General features: G+C 57.9%; 19 protein-coding genes. 5 read left to right on the top strand and 14 right to left on the bottom strand.

Annotation, left to right across the window (positions count from 1 at the left end):
• Positions 1 to 40 precede the first annotated feature (40 nt).
• Positions 41 to 1330, bottom strand: coding sequence for a hypothetical protein (locus AB3226_RS01150; protein WP_367371657.1), 1290 nt, complete (start codon positions 1328 to 1330; stop codon positions 41 to 43).
• A 283-nt stretch (positions 1331 to 1613) separates the two neighbouring features.
• Complete coding sequence (locus AB3226_RS01145; protein WP_367371656.1) at positions 1614 to 1880, bottom strand: hypothetical protein; 267 nt, start codon at positions 1878 to 1880, stop codon at positions 1614 to 1616.
• Positions 1881 to 2223: 343 nt separating this feature from the next.
• On the opposite strand from AB3226_RS01145, the gene AB3226_RS01140 reads away from it, so the two are divergent.
• Positions 2224 to 3549 carry a sigma 54-interacting transcriptional regulator gene (locus tag AB3226_RS01140; protein WP_367371655.1) on the top strand — a complete coding sequence of 442 codons (1326 nt, stop codon included), beginning with the start codon at positions 2224 to 2226 and terminating at the stop codon, positions 3547 to 3549.
• Positions 3550 to 3721: 172 nt separating this feature from the next.
• On the opposite strand, the gene AB3226_RS01135 is transcribed toward AB3226_RS01140, so the two are convergent.
• The 9 genes from AB3226_RS01135 to AB3226_RS01095 form a co-directional block, all read right to left on the bottom strand.
• Entirely contained in the window at positions 3722 to 5002 is a 1281-nt protein-coding gene (locus AB3226_RS01135) for a hypothetical protein (protein WP_367371654.1), read from the bottom strand.
• 46 nt (positions 5003 to 5048) lie between these two features.
• A complete protein-coding gene (locus tag AB3226_RS01130; RefSeq protein WP_367371653.1) occupies positions 5049 to 5789 on the bottom strand; it encodes a hypothetical protein in 741 nt (246 codons plus the stop codon).
• Between the two features lie 32 nt (positions 5790 to 5821).
• Positions 5822 to 6502 carry a C39 family peptidase gene (locus tag AB3226_RS01125; RefSeq protein ID WP_367371652.1) on the bottom strand — a complete coding sequence of 227 codons (681 nt, stop codon included), beginning with the start codon at positions 6500 to 6502 and terminating at the stop codon, positions 5822 to 5824.
• Between the two features lie 62 nt (positions 6503 to 6564).
• A complete protein-coding gene (locus AB3226_RS01120) occupies positions 6565 to 7872 on the bottom strand; it encodes a heme utilization protein (RefSeq protein WP_367371651.1) in 1308 nt (435 codons plus the stop codon).
• A 52-nt stretch (positions 7873 to 7924) separates the two neighbouring features.
• Positions 7925 to 8497: an adhesin gene (locus AB3226_RS01115; protein WP_367371650.1), complete on the bottom strand. Its 573-nt coding sequence runs from the start codon at positions 8495 to 8497 to the stop codon at positions 7925 to 7927.
• A 1-nt stretch (position 8498) separates the two neighbouring features.
• A complete protein-coding gene (locus tag AB3226_RS01110) occupies positions 8499 to 8936 on the bottom strand; it encodes a hypothetical protein (RefSeq protein ID WP_367371649.1) in 438 nt (145 codons plus the stop codon).
• A 497-nt stretch (positions 8937 to 9433) separates the two neighbouring features.
• A complete protein-coding gene (locus AB3226_RS01105; protein ID WP_367371648.1) occupies positions 9434 to 9958 on the bottom strand; it encodes an AAA family ATPase in 525 nt (174 codons plus the stop codon).
• A complete protein-coding gene (gene pnuC, locus AB3226_RS01100) occupies positions 9955 to 10518 on the bottom strand; it encodes a nicotinamide riboside transporter PnuC (RefSeq protein WP_367371647.1) in 564 nt (187 codons plus the stop codon). Before pnuC ends, AB3226_RS01105 begins: the two co-directional genes overlap by 4 nt.
• 232 nt (positions 10519 to 10750) lie before the next feature.
• Positions 10751 to 12385, bottom strand: a complete 1635-nt coding sequence (locus AB3226_RS01095; protein WP_367371646.1) for a methyl-accepting chemotaxis protein — start codon at positions 12383 to 12385, stop codon at positions 10751 to 10753.
• A gap of 292 nt (positions 12386 to 12677) precedes the next feature.
• Between AB3226_RS01095 and AB3226_RS01090 the strand changes: the two genes are divergently transcribed.
• Both AB3226_RS01090 and AB3226_RS01085 read left to right on the top strand, forming a co-directional pair.
• On the top strand, positions 12678 to 13508 hold the full coding sequence (locus AB3226_RS01090; RefSeq protein ID WP_123359582.1) for an undecaprenyl-diphosphate phosphatase: 831 nt from the start codon (positions 12678 to 12680) through the stop codon (positions 13506 to 13508).
• Positions 13505 to 13936 carry a DUF1294 domain-containing protein gene (locus AB3226_RS01085; RefSeq protein WP_367371645.1) on the top strand — a complete coding sequence of 144 codons (432 nt, stop codon included), beginning with the start codon at positions 13505 to 13507 and terminating at the stop codon, positions 13934 to 13936. The genes AB3226_RS01090 and AB3226_RS01085 overlap by 4 nt, the downstream gene beginning before the upstream one ends.
• 6 nt (positions 13937 to 13942) lie before the next feature.
• Here the strand turns inward: AB3226_RS01085 and AB3226_RS01080 are convergent, their stop codons facing one another.
• Together AB3226_RS01080 and AB3226_RS01075 are read right to left on the bottom strand one after the other, a co-directional pair.
• Complete coding sequence (locus AB3226_RS01080; protein ID WP_095054908.1) at positions 13943 to 14302, bottom strand: MmcQ/YjbR family DNA-binding protein; 360 nt, start codon at positions 14300 to 14302, stop codon at positions 13943 to 13945.
• The gene (locus AB3226_RS01075) at positions 14299 to 15207 is read right to left on the bottom strand and encodes a LysR substrate-binding domain-containing protein (protein WP_367371644.1); all 909 of its coding nucleotides are present in this window, start codon (positions 15205 to 15207) and stop codon (positions 14299 to 14301) included. The genes AB3226_RS01080 and AB3226_RS01075 overlap by 4 nt, the downstream gene beginning before the upstream one ends.
• 129 nt (positions 15208 to 15336) lie before the next feature.
• Between AB3226_RS01075 and AB3226_RS01070 the strand changes: the two genes are divergently transcribed.
• On the top strand, positions 15337 to 15948 hold the full coding sequence (locus AB3226_RS01070; RefSeq protein ID WP_367371643.1) for an FMN-dependent NADH-azoreductase: 612 nt from the start codon (positions 15337 to 15339) through the stop codon (positions 15946 to 15948).
• A 169-nt stretch (positions 15949 to 16117) separates the two neighbouring features.
• The gene (locus AB3226_RS01065) at positions 16118 to 17155 is read left to right on the top strand and encodes an alpha/beta hydrolase family protein (RefSeq protein ID WP_367371642.1); all 1038 of its coding nucleotides are present in this window, start codon (positions 16118 to 16120) and stop codon (positions 17153 to 17155) included.
• A gap of 120 nt (positions 17156 to 17275) precedes the next feature.
• Here the strand turns inward: AB3226_RS01065 and AB3226_RS01060 are convergent, their stop codons facing one another.
• Complete coding sequence (locus AB3226_RS01060) at positions 17276 to 18463, bottom strand: MFS transporter (RefSeq protein ID WP_367371641.1); 1188 nt, start codon at positions 18461 to 18463, stop codon at positions 17276 to 17278.
• Between the last annotated feature and the right edge of the window lie 56 nt (positions 18464 to 18519).

The raw sequence follows: 18519 nt of genomic DNA, 5'->3' as shown, positions 1-18519 counted from the left end.
AAGAGCCACAGAAGATCAAGTGCAGGCAAATGACGTTGGCCTAACACTGATAACGCGCGACGATCGCGCGGCAGTTTCCGTCCAGTGAATAGCCGCCTATGACAATGCAGCCATCGGCCTGAATGGCCAATGAAGTAGCGGTATGCGAACCGCGACCCAGGCGTGTGCGACACCAGCCAATGCCCTTGGCAAAACTGCGATCCAGCTGCCCACTGGGTAAATATCGGGCAAAAATGAAATCGGCTTCGATCTCGCCGACCGTCGATCCAACTGTCAGCACACGTCCATCCGGTTGAGTCTTGGCGGCGATCCAGCGGCAGCCACTGCGGCCGACGCCCAATAGCTTTGGCTGGCCACCGTTGCAATGAATATCGGGTCGGCCATTACTGTGAACTTTCAGAGACAGGCAATGCATCGGGTCGCGACTGCTGCCAAAGCAATGCAAGTCACCATTTTCATGCTGGACGATCTGGCAGACCTGAGCGCTGTGCTCCCGTGCCTTGAAGGTCATGAAACCATCCACGGCGAAGCTGTCGTCCAGTCGGCCATCCGGGTGATAACGCGCCAGCAGACCTTCCTCGGGAAAATTGATTGATCCGCTCACCAGTATCCGGCCATCGCGCTGCACCTTCAGGCTACTGAGGCAGGTGTTCATCAACAAGTGCCGAACCATGACGAAGCCGCGACCGTTGAAGCTGTCGTCCAGCGAGCCGTCAGCGTTGAGTCGTATCAGCATGCCGACGTGATCGGTCGGTTCGAAGTAATGATTGGCCAGCAGCAGGATTCGACCGTCGTCCTGCACACAGACATCACAGGCTTCGGCGCTCGGCACGCTGGGCGGTAACCAGGCGTCGCGAGCACCCCGGGAAAGATTGCCCGGAAGGTGCACCACGCAACGTCCATTGTCGCCAAAGCCCTGGACCGGGCAGCCTTGCTGATCAAACATCGCCAGGGCGGGCAGCGTACGGTGAGCATTCTCGTAGTGCAGGCCGGCCACCAGAATGTGCCCGTTGGGCAATGCCCGTACCTTGCCAGCCATGGCCTCGAAGCCGAGTGCGAACTGGCCGCTGATGCTGCCTTTTTTGCCGAATGCCAGATCCGCCGAACCATCTGCAAGCAGGCGGGCCAGGCCAAAGCGTTGGCCGCCCGGCGTACCGACCTTTGCCGCCACCAACAACCGGCCGACAGGGTCAATCGCAACGTCATTGGCCATGCTGGAGAGACTGCCGGCGAAATACACTTGAGTCTTGCCGGTGCCAGCGAAACTCGTATCGAGCCGTTCGGCACCATTCACGGTTGCAGGTAAGGCAAAAGCAGTCTGGGGTGACATGCATGAATCTCCTTGCCAGTCGTCCATATCCGGGTGCCCGGACGGTGACTGCCTGAGCAAAACATTCAATCCCTGAATGTCCCGGCGCACAACTGTTTTCATGAGCCGGAGGAGGGGCGTTTTGTGCCAGAACAATGTCTTTTCGAACCACTGAAAAGCCTGCCAAGTAATCTGGCGGATTAGAAGTTGAAACAGGCGAGTGGTGTTGCGCAGATGACTGTAGAAAATCGTCAACTAAAAGGAAGAGGGGGGCGGATTGCCGGGAGGCAATCCGCGAAAATACTTAGTGCGGCATGGACCACGATTGCAGTGTGTAACCTTCCTGGCTCAACTCGGCACGGGCTTCTTCCAGCAGATGTTCAAGTTGCGCCGGATCGGAATAGGCGCTGCTTGGAATTTGTTTGCGGCTGATACGAGTGCTAGTGCGATCGATGATAGTCAGGCTGAGCTCGCCATTACCGTCTTGTGGTGCCCAGGCCACGCATTGAAAGGGTTGGAATGCGCGGTCGGCAATCAAAAGTGCTTCGTTGATACGGAGCGGGGCGTTCATGGGGTCTTCTCTCTGTATGCCCAATCAAGTGATGTGCCGTCGGTTGGGCTTACCGTTCGGCTGGTTACTTGTACTGATGCCCGCAAGTGGGGGTCGGGTCACACACAATCAAAAGAAAATTCAACTTTCTTTCATTGATTTGATATTCAGGCGGTTTCTGAAAGCCGAATGAAAGGTTCAACTCGTTAGGCGACTAACCAAGTGACTTCTTATAACTAATAAGCAAACAGCCCTATAAGCAATCGATACAAGCCCGCGTCAATTTCTTGCTAGTGTTACAACGAAGCCCGCCAAATGACTGTTTTTAATAATATTTCCTAAAATTTGGCGTCAAGGAACAGTCATGATTGAAGCGCCTGCCTTGCGACGTTTGTTAGTAGTGGATCCTTGCGACGACTGTCACCGTTTGTTGCCGGGTTTACGCGCCGTAGGTTGGGATGTTGACAGCTGTACCCTGGAAAACGCCACGGAACGAACCTGCGACGTCGGGCTGTTGCGTTTGCAGCCCTTTCATCTGGAGCGCCCGGAAGCCGTCAAGGAATTGATCTCCCGTAGCGGTACCGAATGGATTGCAGTGCTGAATCAGGAAGTCCTGCGATTGCAAAATGTCGGGGACTTTGTCTGCGAATGGTTTTTTGACTTCCATACCCTGCCGTTCGATGTCTCACGGGTTCAGGTCACCCTGGGCCGCGCGTTCGGGATGGCGCGTCTGCGCGGGCAGGGCACGGTTCATATCGATCAGCCTGAGCACGAACTGCTTGGCGACAGCAAACCGATTCGTGAACTGCGCAAACTGCTGAGCAAACTGGCACCCACCGAATCTCCGGTGCTGATCCGCGGCGAAAGCGGGACCGGCAAGGAACTGGTCGCTCGCACCCTGCATCGACAATCCCAACGTCACAGCAAACCGTTCGTGGCGATCAACTGCGGCGCGATTCCCGAACACTTGATCCAGTCCGAACTGTTTGGCCACGAGAAGGGCGCCTTTACCGGCGCTCATCAGCGCAAGGTCGGGCGGATCGAGGCGGCCAACGGCGGAACGCTGTTTCTCGATGAAATCGGTGATCTCCCCCTGGAGCTGCAAGCCAATCTGCTGCGCTTCCTGCAGGAAAAACACATTGAGCGTGTAGGGGGGCATCAGCCTATTCCGGTGGATGTGCGGGTATTGGCCGCGACGCACGTCGACCTTGAAGCGGCCATCGAGAAGAAGTCCTTTCGCGAAGATCTGTACTACCGTTTGAACGTCCTGCAAGTCATCACCGTGCCATTGCGTGAACGCCATGGCGATCTCTCGATGCTGGCCAACCACTTTTCCCACTTCTACAGCCAGGAGACTGGCCGTCGTCCTCGCAGCTTCAGCGAGGACGCGCTGATCGCCATGGGCAAGCACGACTGGCCGGGCAATGTCCGCGAGTTAGCCAACCGGGTACGGCGCGGGCTGGTTCTGGCCGAAGGACGGCAAATCGAGGCGCGAGACCTGGGGCTGATCAGTCAACACGCCTTCGCCACGCCGATGGGCACCCTTGAAGACTACAAGACCCGCGCCGAGCGTCAGGCGCTGTGCGATGTGTTGAACCGGCACAGCGACAACCTGAGCGTCGCCGCCAGAGTCCTGGGCGTGTCGCGGCCGACTTTTTACCGATTGCTGCATAAGCACCAAATCCGCTAGGGCGCGGTGAAACGAAAAGGCCCGCTGCGACATCCATCGCAGCGGGCCTTTTCCATGAGACTCCTTGTGGGAGCGGGCTTGCCCGCGATAGCGGTATGTCTGTTACATCATTGTCGAATCTGCCGACGTCATCGCGGGCAAGCCCGCTCCCACAGGTATTTGCGCTGAACTCTTAGAAGTAGTACGGGAATTTCAGGCTGAAGGAAAAGTCTGGCGAGTCGTCGGTCAGACCGATGGCCAGGTTGGGCACGATCGTCAGGTTATCGGTGGCTGCCAGGGTCATGCCGATGTTGAAGTTGGCTGAGTTGTAATCGCTGTTGGAAATCGATTGCCAATCTCCACCGTCCGGCTTGATCTTGCTCTTGCGGGCGAACTGGTCGGTGAACGAGAACGACATACTCATCTTCTCGTTCAAGGCGAATGCAATGCCGGCGCCGACCTGCCAGGAATCGCCCAGTTTCACGTCCCCGGGCACCTTGGAGTTGACCTGAGGACTGATGTCGCTGAAAGAGTCTTCCATGTTGTAGGTGTAGGCCAGGCTGCCGAACAGCACGGCCGGGTCGAAGCTCTTGACCAGCGAGATACCCGGGGTGATTGACCAGACACCATTGCCGGTAGGCAAGTCCTCGGGTACCGAGAGGTTATCGTTGTTCGGGTCATTGACCAGCTTGATGCCATAAGGGTCTTTACCGGTCGGCGCCTTGACGCGCAGTGTAAAGACCGCGTCGGGCAGATTGGCCGCCTCATCCAGAAACTTGTAAGCAACGCCAACGTTCACATCGCCGATGGTCGGGTCGCGGGTAACGGTTGCGTCCGACGTCACCGGGCCTGCGCCACCGGCGCCACCGGAGGAATACGTTGATTCGCGATAAACCACCGGGACGTTAATGTCGAACTGCCAACGTTGTGCCACGTTGTAGCGGGCGGTCAGGTCCAGGGTCCAGTTATCCGCCTTTATACGGTCGAGGTTGATGTTGCCGAGGAAAATCGCGTCCAGTGCCAGGAAGCCGTTGAGCACCAATGCACGGGTATCGTAGTGCGTGTAGGTCAGGCCGGTTTCGACGCTGAACTTGCCGCCACCGAAGAAGCCACTGGCTTCGTCATACAGGTTGGAAACGCTTTGCGCAGGCTGCGAATCATCCTGGAGCGATTGGCCGTATGAACTGCCCGTGGTTCCCGGTGCTCCGGCGGCCACCGTCTGACCACTCCCGGGCGTTTCGGCGGGGGATTTGGTCAGGCGTTTGGGAGCAGGTGTCGCAGGTGTTTCTTCGACTTGGCGAACGCGTTGCTCGAGTACCATCAGCGCGTTCTGTTGTGCTTCGTAACGCTGTTTCAACTCCATGAGTTCTTGTTTTAGTGCTTCAACCTGGGGATCCGTTGCTGCGTACAGCAGTGTGACCGGGGCCAGGCTACTCAAACAAACGATAGCTCTGAGCGTCAACGATCGGTGCATGGGTTAGCCGTCCCTTCTGACTTCATCGGGTGACACTGAGCGTAGATCAAAATCCGAGAGTGCGAAGACCTCTGAGCTGGTCCAGGTTGCCGTTCAGCGACCCGGTTGTCGCCACGTTGTCACGCAGCACGACATTGAAAGATGTGAGGTTGCTGACCTGGTTGCCACCGCCGAGCAACGTCGTGTTCTGCATCAGCCCACCTTGGCCCAGGCGTTGTACGGTATTGCCCTGGTTGTTGCTGGCCACGATGTTGAGTTGCACACCCGTACCTGCCGAGGAAATGCTCAGCGAACCCGCGCCATTGGCGCCGACCAACGTCGAACCTGCGGCCAACGCCTGGCCCTGCTGTTGCGTTGCTGGCGCTTGGCTAGCCTTTGTGACGTTGATTTCAACGTTGTTGTAGGCAGTGTTATGGTCGCCGGCAGCACGCACGACTTGAGTGACGCCTTCGGTGCTGTTGAGGCCGCTACCGCCAGTGACGGTACCGGTGCCTTGCGAATACGCTGAGCCATTACCTTTTTCGTTGATTATCGACACATAGAACTGTGGCGTGATGGTCGATTGTTGAATTTGCATTGAGGAAGTTGCCCCGATCACTTCACCGTTGGCATTTTGCCAAGCGCTGGTCATGACAATGCCGAAACTGATGATCCGCCCCGGCATGACATAGCGGCCACGCAGGGTCGCCAATTCATGATCCTTCAGTTCAATGGGTTTGAACGTCTGTGCCTGGGTCGGCAGGCTGGCGGCCAGGCAAACCACGACCAGCCAGATTGGAGTCTTCATTGGATGCTCCCGGAGCGTCGTGCTCCTTGTCATTAGAAGAAGTCACTTCGGATGAATCCGAAATCCATCAACTCTGCGTCTCGCACCGGGGTGAAGGTGTTGATGCGGTTCTTGGCGGTCAATGGCAGGGGTGGGTCGAGCAACGCATTGGTTTTGTCGTAGCCCTGACCGATCACGGCAAAGATGATGCCGTTCCAGCCTTTTATAAAGTCATCGACTTTGTAGCGTTTATGACCGAGTACCGGATCTCCGATATACACCCAGCCCTTATGGACTCTTTGCATGACCACAAAGTGTTTGTAGCCACGGATATCGAGGAGTACCACAACCGGAATTCTGATTTCGCTCAACGTTTCTGGCGCTACCCGGTAGCCGCGGGCCCGCATGCCGATACTTTCCACGTAACGCTTCATGTCGAGCATGGAGAAGCCCTGGACGCGGACAAGATCTTGATCGGAGTGTGCCAGCATGCCTTCGATAATCTGTTCTTCATTCACGTCCAGCCAATAGGCCTGGCGCAAAATGGTCGCCAGCGCAGCTGCGCCGCAACTGAAGTCGGTTTTCTGTTGCACCAGGTCGGCAAATTTACGCTCGCGCATGCTCTGGATCGGCTTATACACCACCGCGCCACCCGGCAGGACGGAAAGCGGCATTTGTGCAGCCTCGCTCACACTGGCCACGCAAAGCAAAAATGCCAAGACAATAATGCGCATGTCAGGACGCCTTCTGGTGGTGTTGAAACAGGCCCCCGTAAGGGGGCCTCCAGAGACAGCAATCAGAACGAGTTGTTGGAAATGGCCAGCGAGTTGCTTTGTTGGTTACCCACACCGGCAGCCACGTTGACGCCCAGGTTGCCACTGCCACCATTCACCGAGCCGTTCAGGGACGCAGTGTTGGTCACAGGGTTTGCCCAGCCAGTTGGAGTCAGCACTTGATAGGAATAGGTGTTGCTCAAATCAAAAGAACTGCTCTCGCTGTAACTTTTCGATTTGTCGTACGAAGATTCGGACTCTTTACTGCCCGATTTTTCGAACGAGGAGGCGGACGATTTCTCCCACGATTTATCGAACGATCTTTCGAAAGAGGAATCGCTCGATCTTTCGCGCGATGCGTCGAAATCTGCATCGACCGATACGTCAAGCGATGCATCGACAGACCTGGTGCGGGTGCGATCGCCAAAGCCATTATTCCAAGTAACAGTTCTGGTAGCGTTCGCAGACGCGTCCACATCAACGTTCAAAGTTCCACTGCGATAAGAGCTGCTATCCGAGCTTCTGGAGCCGCTCACATCAGAGCTCCTGGAACCACTCGCATCAGCGCTCCTGGAACCACTCACGTCAAAGCTCGAAGAAGCGCTTTTATCAACGCTCAAATCGGAAGACTTATCGCGAGAGGAACTACCGGTGGCCGTTCTGGTAAAGGTCATCGTATCCAGGCGATACGTCCGATCAGCGTTGTTATTCACGACCAGGCCAGGACCTTGTTGATCGGCAGAGGCGGTGGCTGTTGCGTTACCGAGCGGGGCATTGGTGTTGGCAATTGCCATGGTGTTTTTCTGCTGGTTAAGGTCGCCACCAGCAATGTTGATCCCCATATTACCGCTGCCGCCATTACCCGATCCGCCCATCACGGCAGAGGCTGTGCTGCCGAAGTTGTTGACCCTGTTATTGTTGCTGTATTGCGTGACGTCGGCGGTGGCTGTCGCAGTGCCGAACACGAAGCTGTTGTCCTGACTGGAGTTTGACGCAGCATTCGCGATGGCGGACGCGTTGTCTTGTTGGTTGCCGCTACCGGCAGCCACGTTGACGCCAACGTTGCCGCTGGCGCCTGTGGCAGAGCTGGTCATTTCAGCTTCGTTGACAGTCCCTTCATTACGGATGCGGTTGCCGGTACTGCTCTGGTTATCCCACGCATTGGCAGTCGCATAGACAGGGATCTTTGTTGGAGGAGGGGGTTGATGGCCATTGTTGTGGCCATGGTGGTGGTCATTGTCACGCCAATCGTTTTGCCCAGCTTGTACAGCAACAGCCATGACCGCAGCAATTGCGAAAACCAGAGGCTTGAGTGCCATCGAAGGTTTCATGGTGATTCTCCGTACTTATTTTAGGTTAAGTGTTGTTTCCTACCTGTTTGGGTCAATCCGTGACCCGTACGCTCAGGGTGTTGGCCGTTTGGTTTCCCACCCCGGCGCTCTGATTCAACTGGATCACCCCACGGCTACCGGTGAATGCCTGATCGCTGGTAGCGACCTGGCGATAACCTGGTGCAGAGTCAGTTGGATCGGAGTTGGTGATCAGCATCACGTTCTGCTGCATGAGGACGCTGTCGTCGATGCTTTGCGGCTGGGTACTGACGCTTATCCGCAGGGCATTGGCTTGCTGGTTGCTGGCGCCCGCGCTCTGGTTGACGCCCAGTACGCCGTTGCCGTGGCTGAAGGAGTCGCCTTGAATGCTCGATCGAGCATCGATCCTGGGGTCGACCTGCGTACGCAGCCGTTGGCGAATCTGTGTGGTAGCACTGGCGTTGTTGCCGATGGCGATGGCCCGGGCATTGGCCTGTTGCTGCTGATCGCCCGCCGCCTGGTTGACCGAGAGGTTGCCCTGGTGCTGCATGCCCGAGCCGTCGATTTCGGCATTATTGATGACGGGAGATTGGGCAAAGGTCGATGCACTGCAAAACATGGCGAGCATCAGCAGCGTACGATTCATCTTAACGGTCTCCCGTTACGACTCTCAGAGCACCCAGGCCTTGCTGGATGTTTGAATTGACCATGTTGGCAATACCGTTGCCCGAATTTCCAGAACGTCCAGAGGGGAGGTTGGAAAGCTGGGACTGGTTGGTGATATTGCCGCTCAGGTTGTTGGTGTTTTGCGTGACCAGGCGGGAGATGCCTGCACCACTGGCGACGCTGGCAAAGTCGCCGTCGCTCAATTCGTTGGTTTGCCTGAGGACTTGTTTGGACGGGTTGGCATTGGCGGTCGTGGGGCTAGGATCGGGAATCACCGGCGCACGCGTTGCCATGCGCGGTTGGACATCTCGTTTGATGATAATGATGCCGTTATCAGCCTGTACGGGCAGGCTGACACTTGAGCCCAGTACGCATCCGATCAGCAGAAGGCTATAGATGCTTTTATCAAATGTCCCCACGGCGGCAATTCCTTCTTTGTTATGGGCTGGCCCTAGTCAGCCTTGGGAAGGGGGAAAGCGAAAGCTGTGCCGGATTTTGATTGTTGTTTTGATTCAGAGGGTTATCGATCAAGGCTAGTGAGTCGATGGAGGGTGCTGTTTCAGGTCTGAGACAACCGCCGGGGCGGCAAAGTGATAAAGGATCGCAAACACTCTGGATCCAAGCTTTGTGCGGTGATGTATCGGCGCTTTAACACATCGCATGGCAAGACGATGACCAGCGTTGAAACGGGCTGTTTGAGAGGGGGCGCGTGTTTCAGAAACGGACGAATTTTGCAAAAATACTGCAACAAATGCTGGGGTATTTGGCCAGTGCCCGTCAGATCAACGCAATCACTGTGGGAGCGGGCTTGCCCGCGAAGGCGGCGGCACAGTCAACATTGATTTTGCCTGATACACCGCTATCGCGGGCAAGCCCGCTCCCACAGGGATTTGGGTGTTGGCCGAAATAAGGAAAATCAGCGCTCGAGCAGTAACGCGACGGCTTGTATTGCCTGAAGCCGGCGTTCGGCCCAATCGCCCTGAAGCACTTGAACAGGCTGCCGATGTTGCTCCAGCCATGCCTGAGTCGCGTTGAAAAAAGACCGGCGTTCATCCAGCTCGGGCTGACAACGCTGACCGTCATCGGTCCAGGCGACCTGTTCGGGCGACAGCAGCAAGTGCAAGTCATAGTGCCGAGCCAGCAGCGCCTGCTCGAGCCAGGCCGGGCAATCTCCGAACAGGGTCTGGCTCCAGAGCATGTTACTCAGCAAGTGCGTGTCGAGAATCAGCAACGGCGGCCCGAGGGCGCGGGCGTTGTCCTCCCACTGCAACTGACCGCGAGCGATTTCGGGGATATCGGCCAGGCACGTGTCTCGTGCCTCCTGCTCAATGAACCAGCGCACGTATTCGCCCACCAGCGCGCCGCCGAATTGCTGTTGCAGTTCGGCGGCCAACCAGCTCTTGCCGCTGGATTCAGGCCCCGTGAGTACCAGCACTTTCATGTGCGCAACGCCGGGTCGGTGCGCCATGTCCGCCAGCCGTGCACCGCCAGCAATGCGAATACCCCATAGAGGCCGGCGGTCAGGTACAGCGCTTTATAGATGAAGAGACCAACAAAGATGATGTCCAGCGCGATCCATAGCGGCCAGCATTGCAGACGTTTTTGCGCCATCCATAACTGCGCCACCAGGCTAAAACCGGTCAACGCCGCATCGAGCCAAGGCTGGGCGGCATCGGTCCAGTGAGCCATCGCGGCGCCCAGCAGCAGACTGCCGACCGCGCCCACGGTCAGGCCGAGCACGATGGATTTGCCATCCAGCTGGCTGACCTGCCGCTTGCCATGAGTCGCGGTCCCCTGAGTCCACTGCCACCAGCCATAGAGCTGCAACGCGGCGTAGATCACTTGCAGCAGCATGTCTGAATACAGCTTCACCTCAAAAAAAATCCAGCTATACAGCAGCACCATGACCAGGCCGATCGGCCAGCACCAAGGGTTCTGTTTGACCGTCAGCCATACGGCAATCACGCCGAGGGCGGCAGCAAACAGTTCAAGCCCGGACATGGAGGTTCCTTGGTGTCGTAAAAATGAGGGGGGCGAATTGTACCCGGATTGTGGGGAATGGGCTTGTTGTGGGGAAGAGGGCTTGCCAATGCCAGGCAATCAAACGCAATCCCTGTGGGAGCGAGGCTTGCCCGCGATGGCGGCGGTACAGTCAATATTGATGTCGCCTGACACACCGCTTTCGCGGGCAAGCCTCGCTCCCACAGGGGACAGCGGGGATGCTGGGACGGAGTTACACCCGAAACTGCTTCAGCAACCCGTTCAGCTGTTCGCTCAGTTCCTTGAGGTGAACGCTGGCCACGCTCGATTGTTCGGCCGCCAGTGCCGTGCTATGGGACAACCCTGCTGCCTGGGTGACGTTCTGATTGATGTCTTCCACCACGTGGGCCTGCTGCAAGGTCGCACTGGCAATCGAAGCGTTCAACCCGTTGAGGTTGCGCAAGGCCTGGCCGATGGCATTCAGGCTGGCGCCCGCCAGGCCGGCCTGTTCGATGGTCAGTTGCGACGCACGGCTGCTGTCGCCAATCACCTTGACCGCCGCTTCGGAATGGCTTTGCAGGCGTTCGATCATCGACTGGATTTCCGCCGTGGACTTCTGGGTGCGCTGTGCCAGCAGGCGCACTTCATCGGCGACCACCGCAAACCCGCGACCTTGCTCGCCGGCCCGGGCGGCTTCGATGGCGGCGTTGAGGGCCAGCAAGTTGGTTTGCTCGGCGATGGAGCGGATTACTTCCAGAACGCTGCCGATTTGCGTGCTTTCGTTGGCCAGCGTGCGAATCACTTCGACGGCTTGATCGATGGTCGAAGACAGCTTGTCGATCTGCTGCAAGCTGCCGTCGATATTGACCTGCCCCTGTTGCGCCTGAGACTCGGCATTGCGCATTTCGCTGGCCGCGTGCTCGGCGTTTTTGGCCACGTCCTGCACGCCGTAGGTCACTTCGTTGATCGCGGTCGCCACCAGTTCCATTTGTTGGGATTGCTGTTGGCTGCGTTGCTGAGCTTGCGCGGCATCGTTGCCCAGTTCGCTGGAAGACTGGCCCAGTGCGCTGGCGGAGGTTTGCAGCTGACTGATCACCAGGCGCAGTTTGGCGGTAAAGGCGTTGAAGTGCCGGGCCAGTTGCGTGACTTCGTCCTGGCCGTGGGTATCGAGGCTGCGGGTCAGGTCGCTTTCACCGCTGGCGATGTTGGCCATGGCGTTCACGGTTTCCTGCAATGGGCGCACGATGCTGCGGGCAATCATGATCACCAGCAACGCCATGATCAGGGCAATCACCAGTCCCACGAAAGAGGCCTTCCAGACCTGAGCATAAAACTCGGCCTGCATGTCATCGATGTATACGCCCGAACCGATCACCCAACCCCAAGGCTCGAACAGTTTCACGTAAGAGGTTTTTTCCACCGGTGCACTGGCGCCCGGTTTCGGCCAGCGGTAATCGACCATGCCCGCACCCTTGGCCTTGGCGATGGCGACCATCTCGTTGAACAGCGCGAAACCGTCCGGGTCTCGGATCGTCGAGAGGTTCTGGCCTTCGAGTTTCGGATTGGTCGGGTGCATGACCATGACGGGCGTCAGATCATTGATCCAGAAATAATCGTTCTGGTCGTAGCGCAGACCGCGCACGGCAGTCAGTGCCTGTTTTTGCGCGGCGTCGCGGGTGAGGGTGCCGGCGGTTTCCAGGCTGTGGTAATAGGTGAGGATGCCACTGGCAGTCTGCACCACATGCTGGGTTTTCTGAGCCTTGGCCTGATAAAGGTCGTCGTGAATTTGCTTGAGCATCAGCACGCCCAACGTCAATAGCATCACCACGGCCACGATCAAGATGAGCCACAAGCGTCGGCTGATCGATACACTGCGCAAGCTGTTCATAACGCTGTTACTCCGGTTTCTTGTTCTTGTAATAAATGATCGCCAGCATCCAACCACACTTTGCCAATGGGGCCTATTCGACTCAGGTCCTATTACGCGGCAGCGAAAACAGGGCGTGTCTGATAGGATTTCGGCCCCGCGCGAAAAAACCTGAGTTCCAGTTTGTTTTTCACGGAATTTTTACGGTTTTGTGGGGATCTTTGCGCGCGCGGGATGTCAGCTACGCTGATCGCAATTGAATGCTTAAAAATATTAACGGGGCATGCCTGGGGCATTGCTTCTTGGGGGATTGATGGATCTTTGGACGGCCTTTCAGGCATTGATTTTAGGCGTTGTAGAAGGGCTGACGGAGTTCTTGCCCATTTCCAGTACCGGGCACCAGATCATTGTGGCGGACTTGCTCAACTTTGGGGGCGAGCGGGCCATGGCCTTCAACATCATTATTCAGCTCGGGGCGATCCTGGCGGTGGTCTGGGAGTTTCGCCGCAAAATCTTCGACGTGGTCATCGGTTTGCCGACGCAGCCCAGCGCTCGACGCTTTACCGCGAACCTGTTGATTGCCTTCCTGCCGGCCGTGGTATTGGGGGTGATTTTCGCCGACTTGATTCACGAGTATCTGTTCAACCCGATTACCGTGGCCACCGCATTGGTCGTGGGCGGGATCGTCATGTTGTGGGCTGAACGCCGTCAACATGAAGTGCATGCTGAAAGTGTCGACGACATCACCTGGAAAGATGCCCTGAAGGTCGGCTTCGCCCAATGCCTGGCGATGATTCCGGGGACCTCGCGTTCTGGCTCGACGATCATTGGCGGTTTGCTGTTCGGGTTGTCGCGCAAGACGGCCACCGAGTTCTCGTTCTTCCTCGCCATGCCAACCATGGTCGGCGCGGCGGTGTACTCGGGCTACAAATACCGCAACCTGTTTGTGCCGGCTGATTTTCCGGTGTTCGCCATTGGCTTCGTCACTGCGTTTATCTTTGCGATGATCGCCGTGCGGGGCTTGCTCAAATTCATCGCCAGCCACAGTTACGCGGCGTTCGCCTGGTATCGCATTGCGTTCGGTCTGGTAATCCTGGCCACCTGGCAATTCGGCTGGGTCGACTGGACAGCAGTCAAGCCATGAACGATTCCAGTACGCGCAACAATAACCCCGGACGCAAGTCCGGGGGGGCCATTCAGAACCTGCGGCTGAAACTGCTGGTGTTCGCTGTGCTGTGCGCAGTGCCGTTGTTTGGCTCGGTGTCGCTGTGGCTGCGCGGGGTGTCGGTGATTCCCCTGGCGGCCTACGGCATCGTCAGCGTGCTGGCGTTTTTCCTGTACTGGAGCGACAAGCACAAGGCCCGCGCCGACAGTTGGCGCACGCCGGAGAACGTGTTGCACGCGGTGGAGCTGGCGGGTGGTTGGCCGGGTGCCTTGCTGGCCCAGCAAGCGTTTCGGCACAAGACCCGCAAAGTCTCGTTTCAGTTGGTGTTCTGGCTCATCGTGCTGATGCATCAGGTGTTCTGGATCGATCAGCTGTTTCTGGGCGCTAACCTGTTTGCAGTGCTTTAAAGCCCTTTAAAGCAGCAAGCCGACCTGCGTGCGCTTGGGCAACTTGCTCACCACTAGTTGGTGGGAACGTTGCAGCAAGCCTTGCAGCTCTTCGGTGCCCAGCGGGTAGGGCGTTTCCATGATGACCCACTGGGCCCGGGCCAGATACGGCGCCGGGTGAATGCCCGGCCGGTCGCAATGGCCCAGGAACAGGTCCTTGTCGACCTTGAACGCCAGCGACTGCCCCCGCAAGTTCTGCAAGGCGAACATCTTGTTCCCGGCAATCGAAAACACCCGCACGCCACCCCACTTGTAATCCTCCCGCGCACCGGGCAACGCCAGGCAGAATTGCGCGACGTCCTCTTCGCTCATTAGTCCCGCTTTCATAACAGTCTGTCCCCACAAGCATTGAATGATTCGATCAGATGGTCGATCCAGGCACGCACGGCCGGCATCACCCCGCGTCGATGAGGGTAGACGGCTTGCAGCCAGCCGCCCGGCAATGACCAGTCAGGTAACAGTTGCACCAGCTCGCCGTTTTTCAGCTCCTGCTCGCAATGCATCATGGGCAGCATGGTAAAACCCTGGCCGCTGAGGGTGCAGGCTTTGCGCACGATGAAATCGTCGATCCCCAATCGCGCTTCCAGGCTCAGATCATAGCTTTTACCTGTTTGATCAAACATGCGGATGTGCACCATGCGGTCGGCTTCCAGAGCGCCGAGCACGGGCAGATTTTTCAGGTCTTCGGGATGATTGATTTCACGGCCGAGCAAAAATGCAGGGCTGGCAACCATCAGCATCTGAGCCTGACGCAGGCGGCGGGTGACCAGCAATGGATCTTCATCACCCAGATCCCGCACTCTCAAGGCGACGTCGACGCCCTCGTTAATCAGGTCAACCCGACGGTTGAGCAACATCATCTCCAGCTGAACCTGAGGGAATTTCTCCAGGAAGTTACTGATCACCCCAGGCAGAATTTCGTGGGCCAATCCGACGGGACAGGACACTCGTAGGCGCCCTCGGGGTTCGCTGGACATGCTGGCCACCGCTTCGTCGGCCATCTCGGCTTCCAGCAGCATCGCCTGACAATGGCGCAAGTAACGCTCGCCCACGGCGGTCAGGTTGAGTTGGCGGGTGGTGCGTTGCAGCAGGCGCGCGCCCAGGCGTTCTTCCAGCTCGGCGATGCGTCGCGACAACCGCGATTTGGGAACCCCCAACAAACGCCCGGCCGCTGCGAAACCACCGGCTTCGACCACCTTGGCAAAGTAGTAGAGGTCGTTGAGATCTTGCATGGTTTAAGCTCGACTGTTCTATCAGTGGGACAAACTATCGCATTGCTGCCGACTAATCATCTATTGGTTTCGTCGGTAGGATTGTTTCCATCAGATCGCCGGTGGCGATCCTCACTTTGGAGATCCCACATGAAATTACTGCATATTGATTCGAGCATTCTGGGTGACAACTCGGCTTCCCGTCAGCTGAGTGGCGAAGTCGTCAAAACCTGGCAAGCCGCCGAGCCTGGCGTTGTGGTGACTTACCGCGACCTGGCCGCCGATGCCATCAGTCATTTCTCTGCCACCACCCTGGTTGCCGCCGGCACCGCCGCTGAACTGCGCAACGCCGCGCAACAGCACGAAGCCGATCTGAGCGCGCAGGCCTTGGCCGAATTCATCGCCGCCGATGCCGTCGTGATTGCCGCGCCGATGTACAACTTCACGATCCCGACCCAACTCAAGGCCTGGATCGACCGCATCGCCGTGGCCGGTCAGACTTTTCGCTACACCGAAGCCGGCCCTGAAGGCCTGTGCGGCGGCAAGAAAGTAGTCATCGTGTCGACTGCCGGCGGTCTGCATGCCGGTCAAGCGACCGGTGTTGCGCACGAAGATTATCTGAAAGTGCTGTTCGGCTTCCTCGGCATCACCGACATCGAGTTCGTCCGCGCCCATGGCCTGGCCTACGGTGATGAAGTGCGCAGCAAAGCCATGAGCGACGCTCAGGCGCACATCAGCGAGCAATTGTTCGCTGCCGCGTAAGGCTTGCGTAAAGTCGTAAACAGCTCGGGCAATACCCCTGAAACTCTGTATTCTGGTCATCGTGATGGCCAGGTACGGAGTTTTTTGTTTCTGGCGGTTATCAGTCTCTGGCCCAGGTTATGCAGTCGAGGGTTAACATCTGCGGTCAGGTAATAAGGTGGGGCATCCCATGGTGCGTCTTTGTGCAACGCTACTGATTTGTCTGCTGGGCAGCCTGAACTCAGTGCACGCCATGCCTGCGCCGCATCCTCACTGGAGCGTCGGTTTCCATGAGATGACCTTCCTTGATCCGCTGGACTTGCAGCCGATGCGTGCCATCGCCTTTTACCCGTCCAGTGAAAAGGAACATTCCAGTACGCTCGAGGGCTACTCGGTCGAAGCCGGTGAAGACACCAAAGTCGCCATCGGGCGTTTCCCGATGCTGATGCTGTCCCACGGCAACACCGGAACCCCACTGGCCCTGCACGACCTCGCCACCTCATTGGCACGCAAGGGTTTTGTGGTAGTGGCGGTGATCCATCCCGGCGACAACTCCAAAGACCACAGCCGCCTCGGCACCTTGAGCAACCTTTATGGGCGGCCGATCCAGATTTCTGAAGCCATTACCGCGACCTTGGGCGACCGGATGCTTGCGCCCTTCGTCAATGCCGAGCAGGTTGGGGTGATTGGCTATTCGGCGGGCGGCGAGACCGCGTTGATCCTGTCCGGTGCCACCCCGGATCTGAATCGTCTGCGCCGTTATTGCCAGGAGCGCCCGGATGATCACGATGCCTGCAACACTCAAGGCGAACTGATCGTCGATCGTGATGACTTGCAGCCAGTGGCGGACCCGCGCGTGCATGCCTTGCTGCTGATGGCGCCGCTGAGCCTGAAGTTCGGCCGCCATACCCTGGCCGACGTGCATGTGCCGGTGCTGCTATACAGCGGTGATGGCGACAAACTGGTGGCGTTCGACAAAAACGCTGCAGCCCTTGCGCGTAAACTGCCGACCGCACCGGACTTCAAATTGCTGGCCGGGGCAGGGCATTTCGTGTTCATGGCACCGTGCAATGAAGAACAGATCGCCGCCATGCCGGCACTGTGCACCGATGCCGACGGCGTCGACCGCAAGGATATTCACCGCAACATGATTTCCGAAGCGGGACGGTTCTTCTCCCATGCCTTGGGCAAACCCACCCGCGCCGGGATGCAGACCGCAGATCAATAATGTCCCGGAACCCTTGTGGGAGCGGGCTTGCTCGCGAAGAGGGCGTGTCAGTCGACATTAATGTGTCTGACCCACCGCATTCGCGAGCAAGCCCGCTCCCACAGGGGATATGCGGCAGGCTTAGACCATTGCGCGGTGTTTCAGTAACAAGGTCAAACCGAGCCCGGTTATCGACAACAACGCCGCACTAAAGAAAATCCACGAATACCCCAGGTTCAACGCCACCGCGCCCATCAGCGGTCCGGCAATCGCCAGCGCCAGATCGAAAAACACCGCATAAGCACTCAAACCCGCTCCGCGACTGGAATTGGGCACTTGCTTGATCGCTTCCACTCCCAGCGCCGGATACACCAGCGACAGGCCGAACCCGGTCAGCCCAGCGCCGATCAAGGCATAACCCGTCGAGGGCGCCAGCCACAGCAGGACCAGCCCCACGGTTTCAATGGTCATGCAGGCGATGGCGGAGGTGAAGCCGCCGAAACGGCTGATGCTGGATATGAACAACAGTCGCGCCAGAATGAAGCAGACACCGAATACCGTCAGGCAATAAGCCGCGCCGGTCCAGCCAAGGCTGACGTAATACAGGGTAATAAAAGTGGTGAGTGTGCCGTAACCGATGGACGCCAGGCTGAGGCTCGCGCCGAAGGGCGCAATACGCCCGAACACTGCCCAGAACGGCAGGCGCTCGCCGCGAATCACCGGTACCGAAGGTTTGTTGCGGATCAACAGCAACGCCATCAAGGCCAGTAACGACAGCGCGATCCCGAGGCTGGCGAACCCCAGTTCAGCGACCATCACCACGCCCAGCGGCGCGCCGATGGCGATGGCGCCGTACGAGGCGATGCCGTTCCAGGAAATCGAACGCGCCGTGTGCTCGGCACCAACCTGGCCCATGCACCAGCTGATCGTGCCGACCCCGATCAACCCTTGAGCGATGCCCAGCAGCAATCGGCCGGCGATCAGGATGATCAGGCTCAACAACGGCACACTTTGCAGCAGGGTCGACAGCAATGTCAGAACGCCGCTCAATGCAATCCCCGACAAGCCATAAACAATCGCCCGTTTGGTGCCGATGCTGTCCGACAGACGCCCGGCCATGGGCCGACTGAGCAGGGTGGCCAGGTATTGGGAGCCAATGGTCAGCCCCGCCACGATGGCGCTGAACCCCAACTGTTCATGGACATACCCCGGCAACACCGCAATCGGCAGGCCGATGCAGAGGAAGGCAATAAAGGTATAGAAAACGATGGAGACGATCTGCAGAGTGATCGCCATGGAGCTTTGCGGGGGCAGCTGCTGCACAGACATGAGAGCTCGTTCGCGGGCGGCGGTAGGAGAACTGCATCATGGCGTGGGTGGGTAAT

The sequence above is a fragment of the Pseudomonas lini genome, assembly GCF_964063345.1.
Classification (GTDB): Bacteria; Pseudomonadota; Gammaproteobacteria; order Pseudomonadales; family Pseudomonadaceae; genus Aquipseudomonas; species Aquipseudomonas lini_B.
The sequence above is the reverse complement of the archived record's forward strand: the minus strand, read 5'-3'. Positions and strand labels throughout refer to the sequence as shown.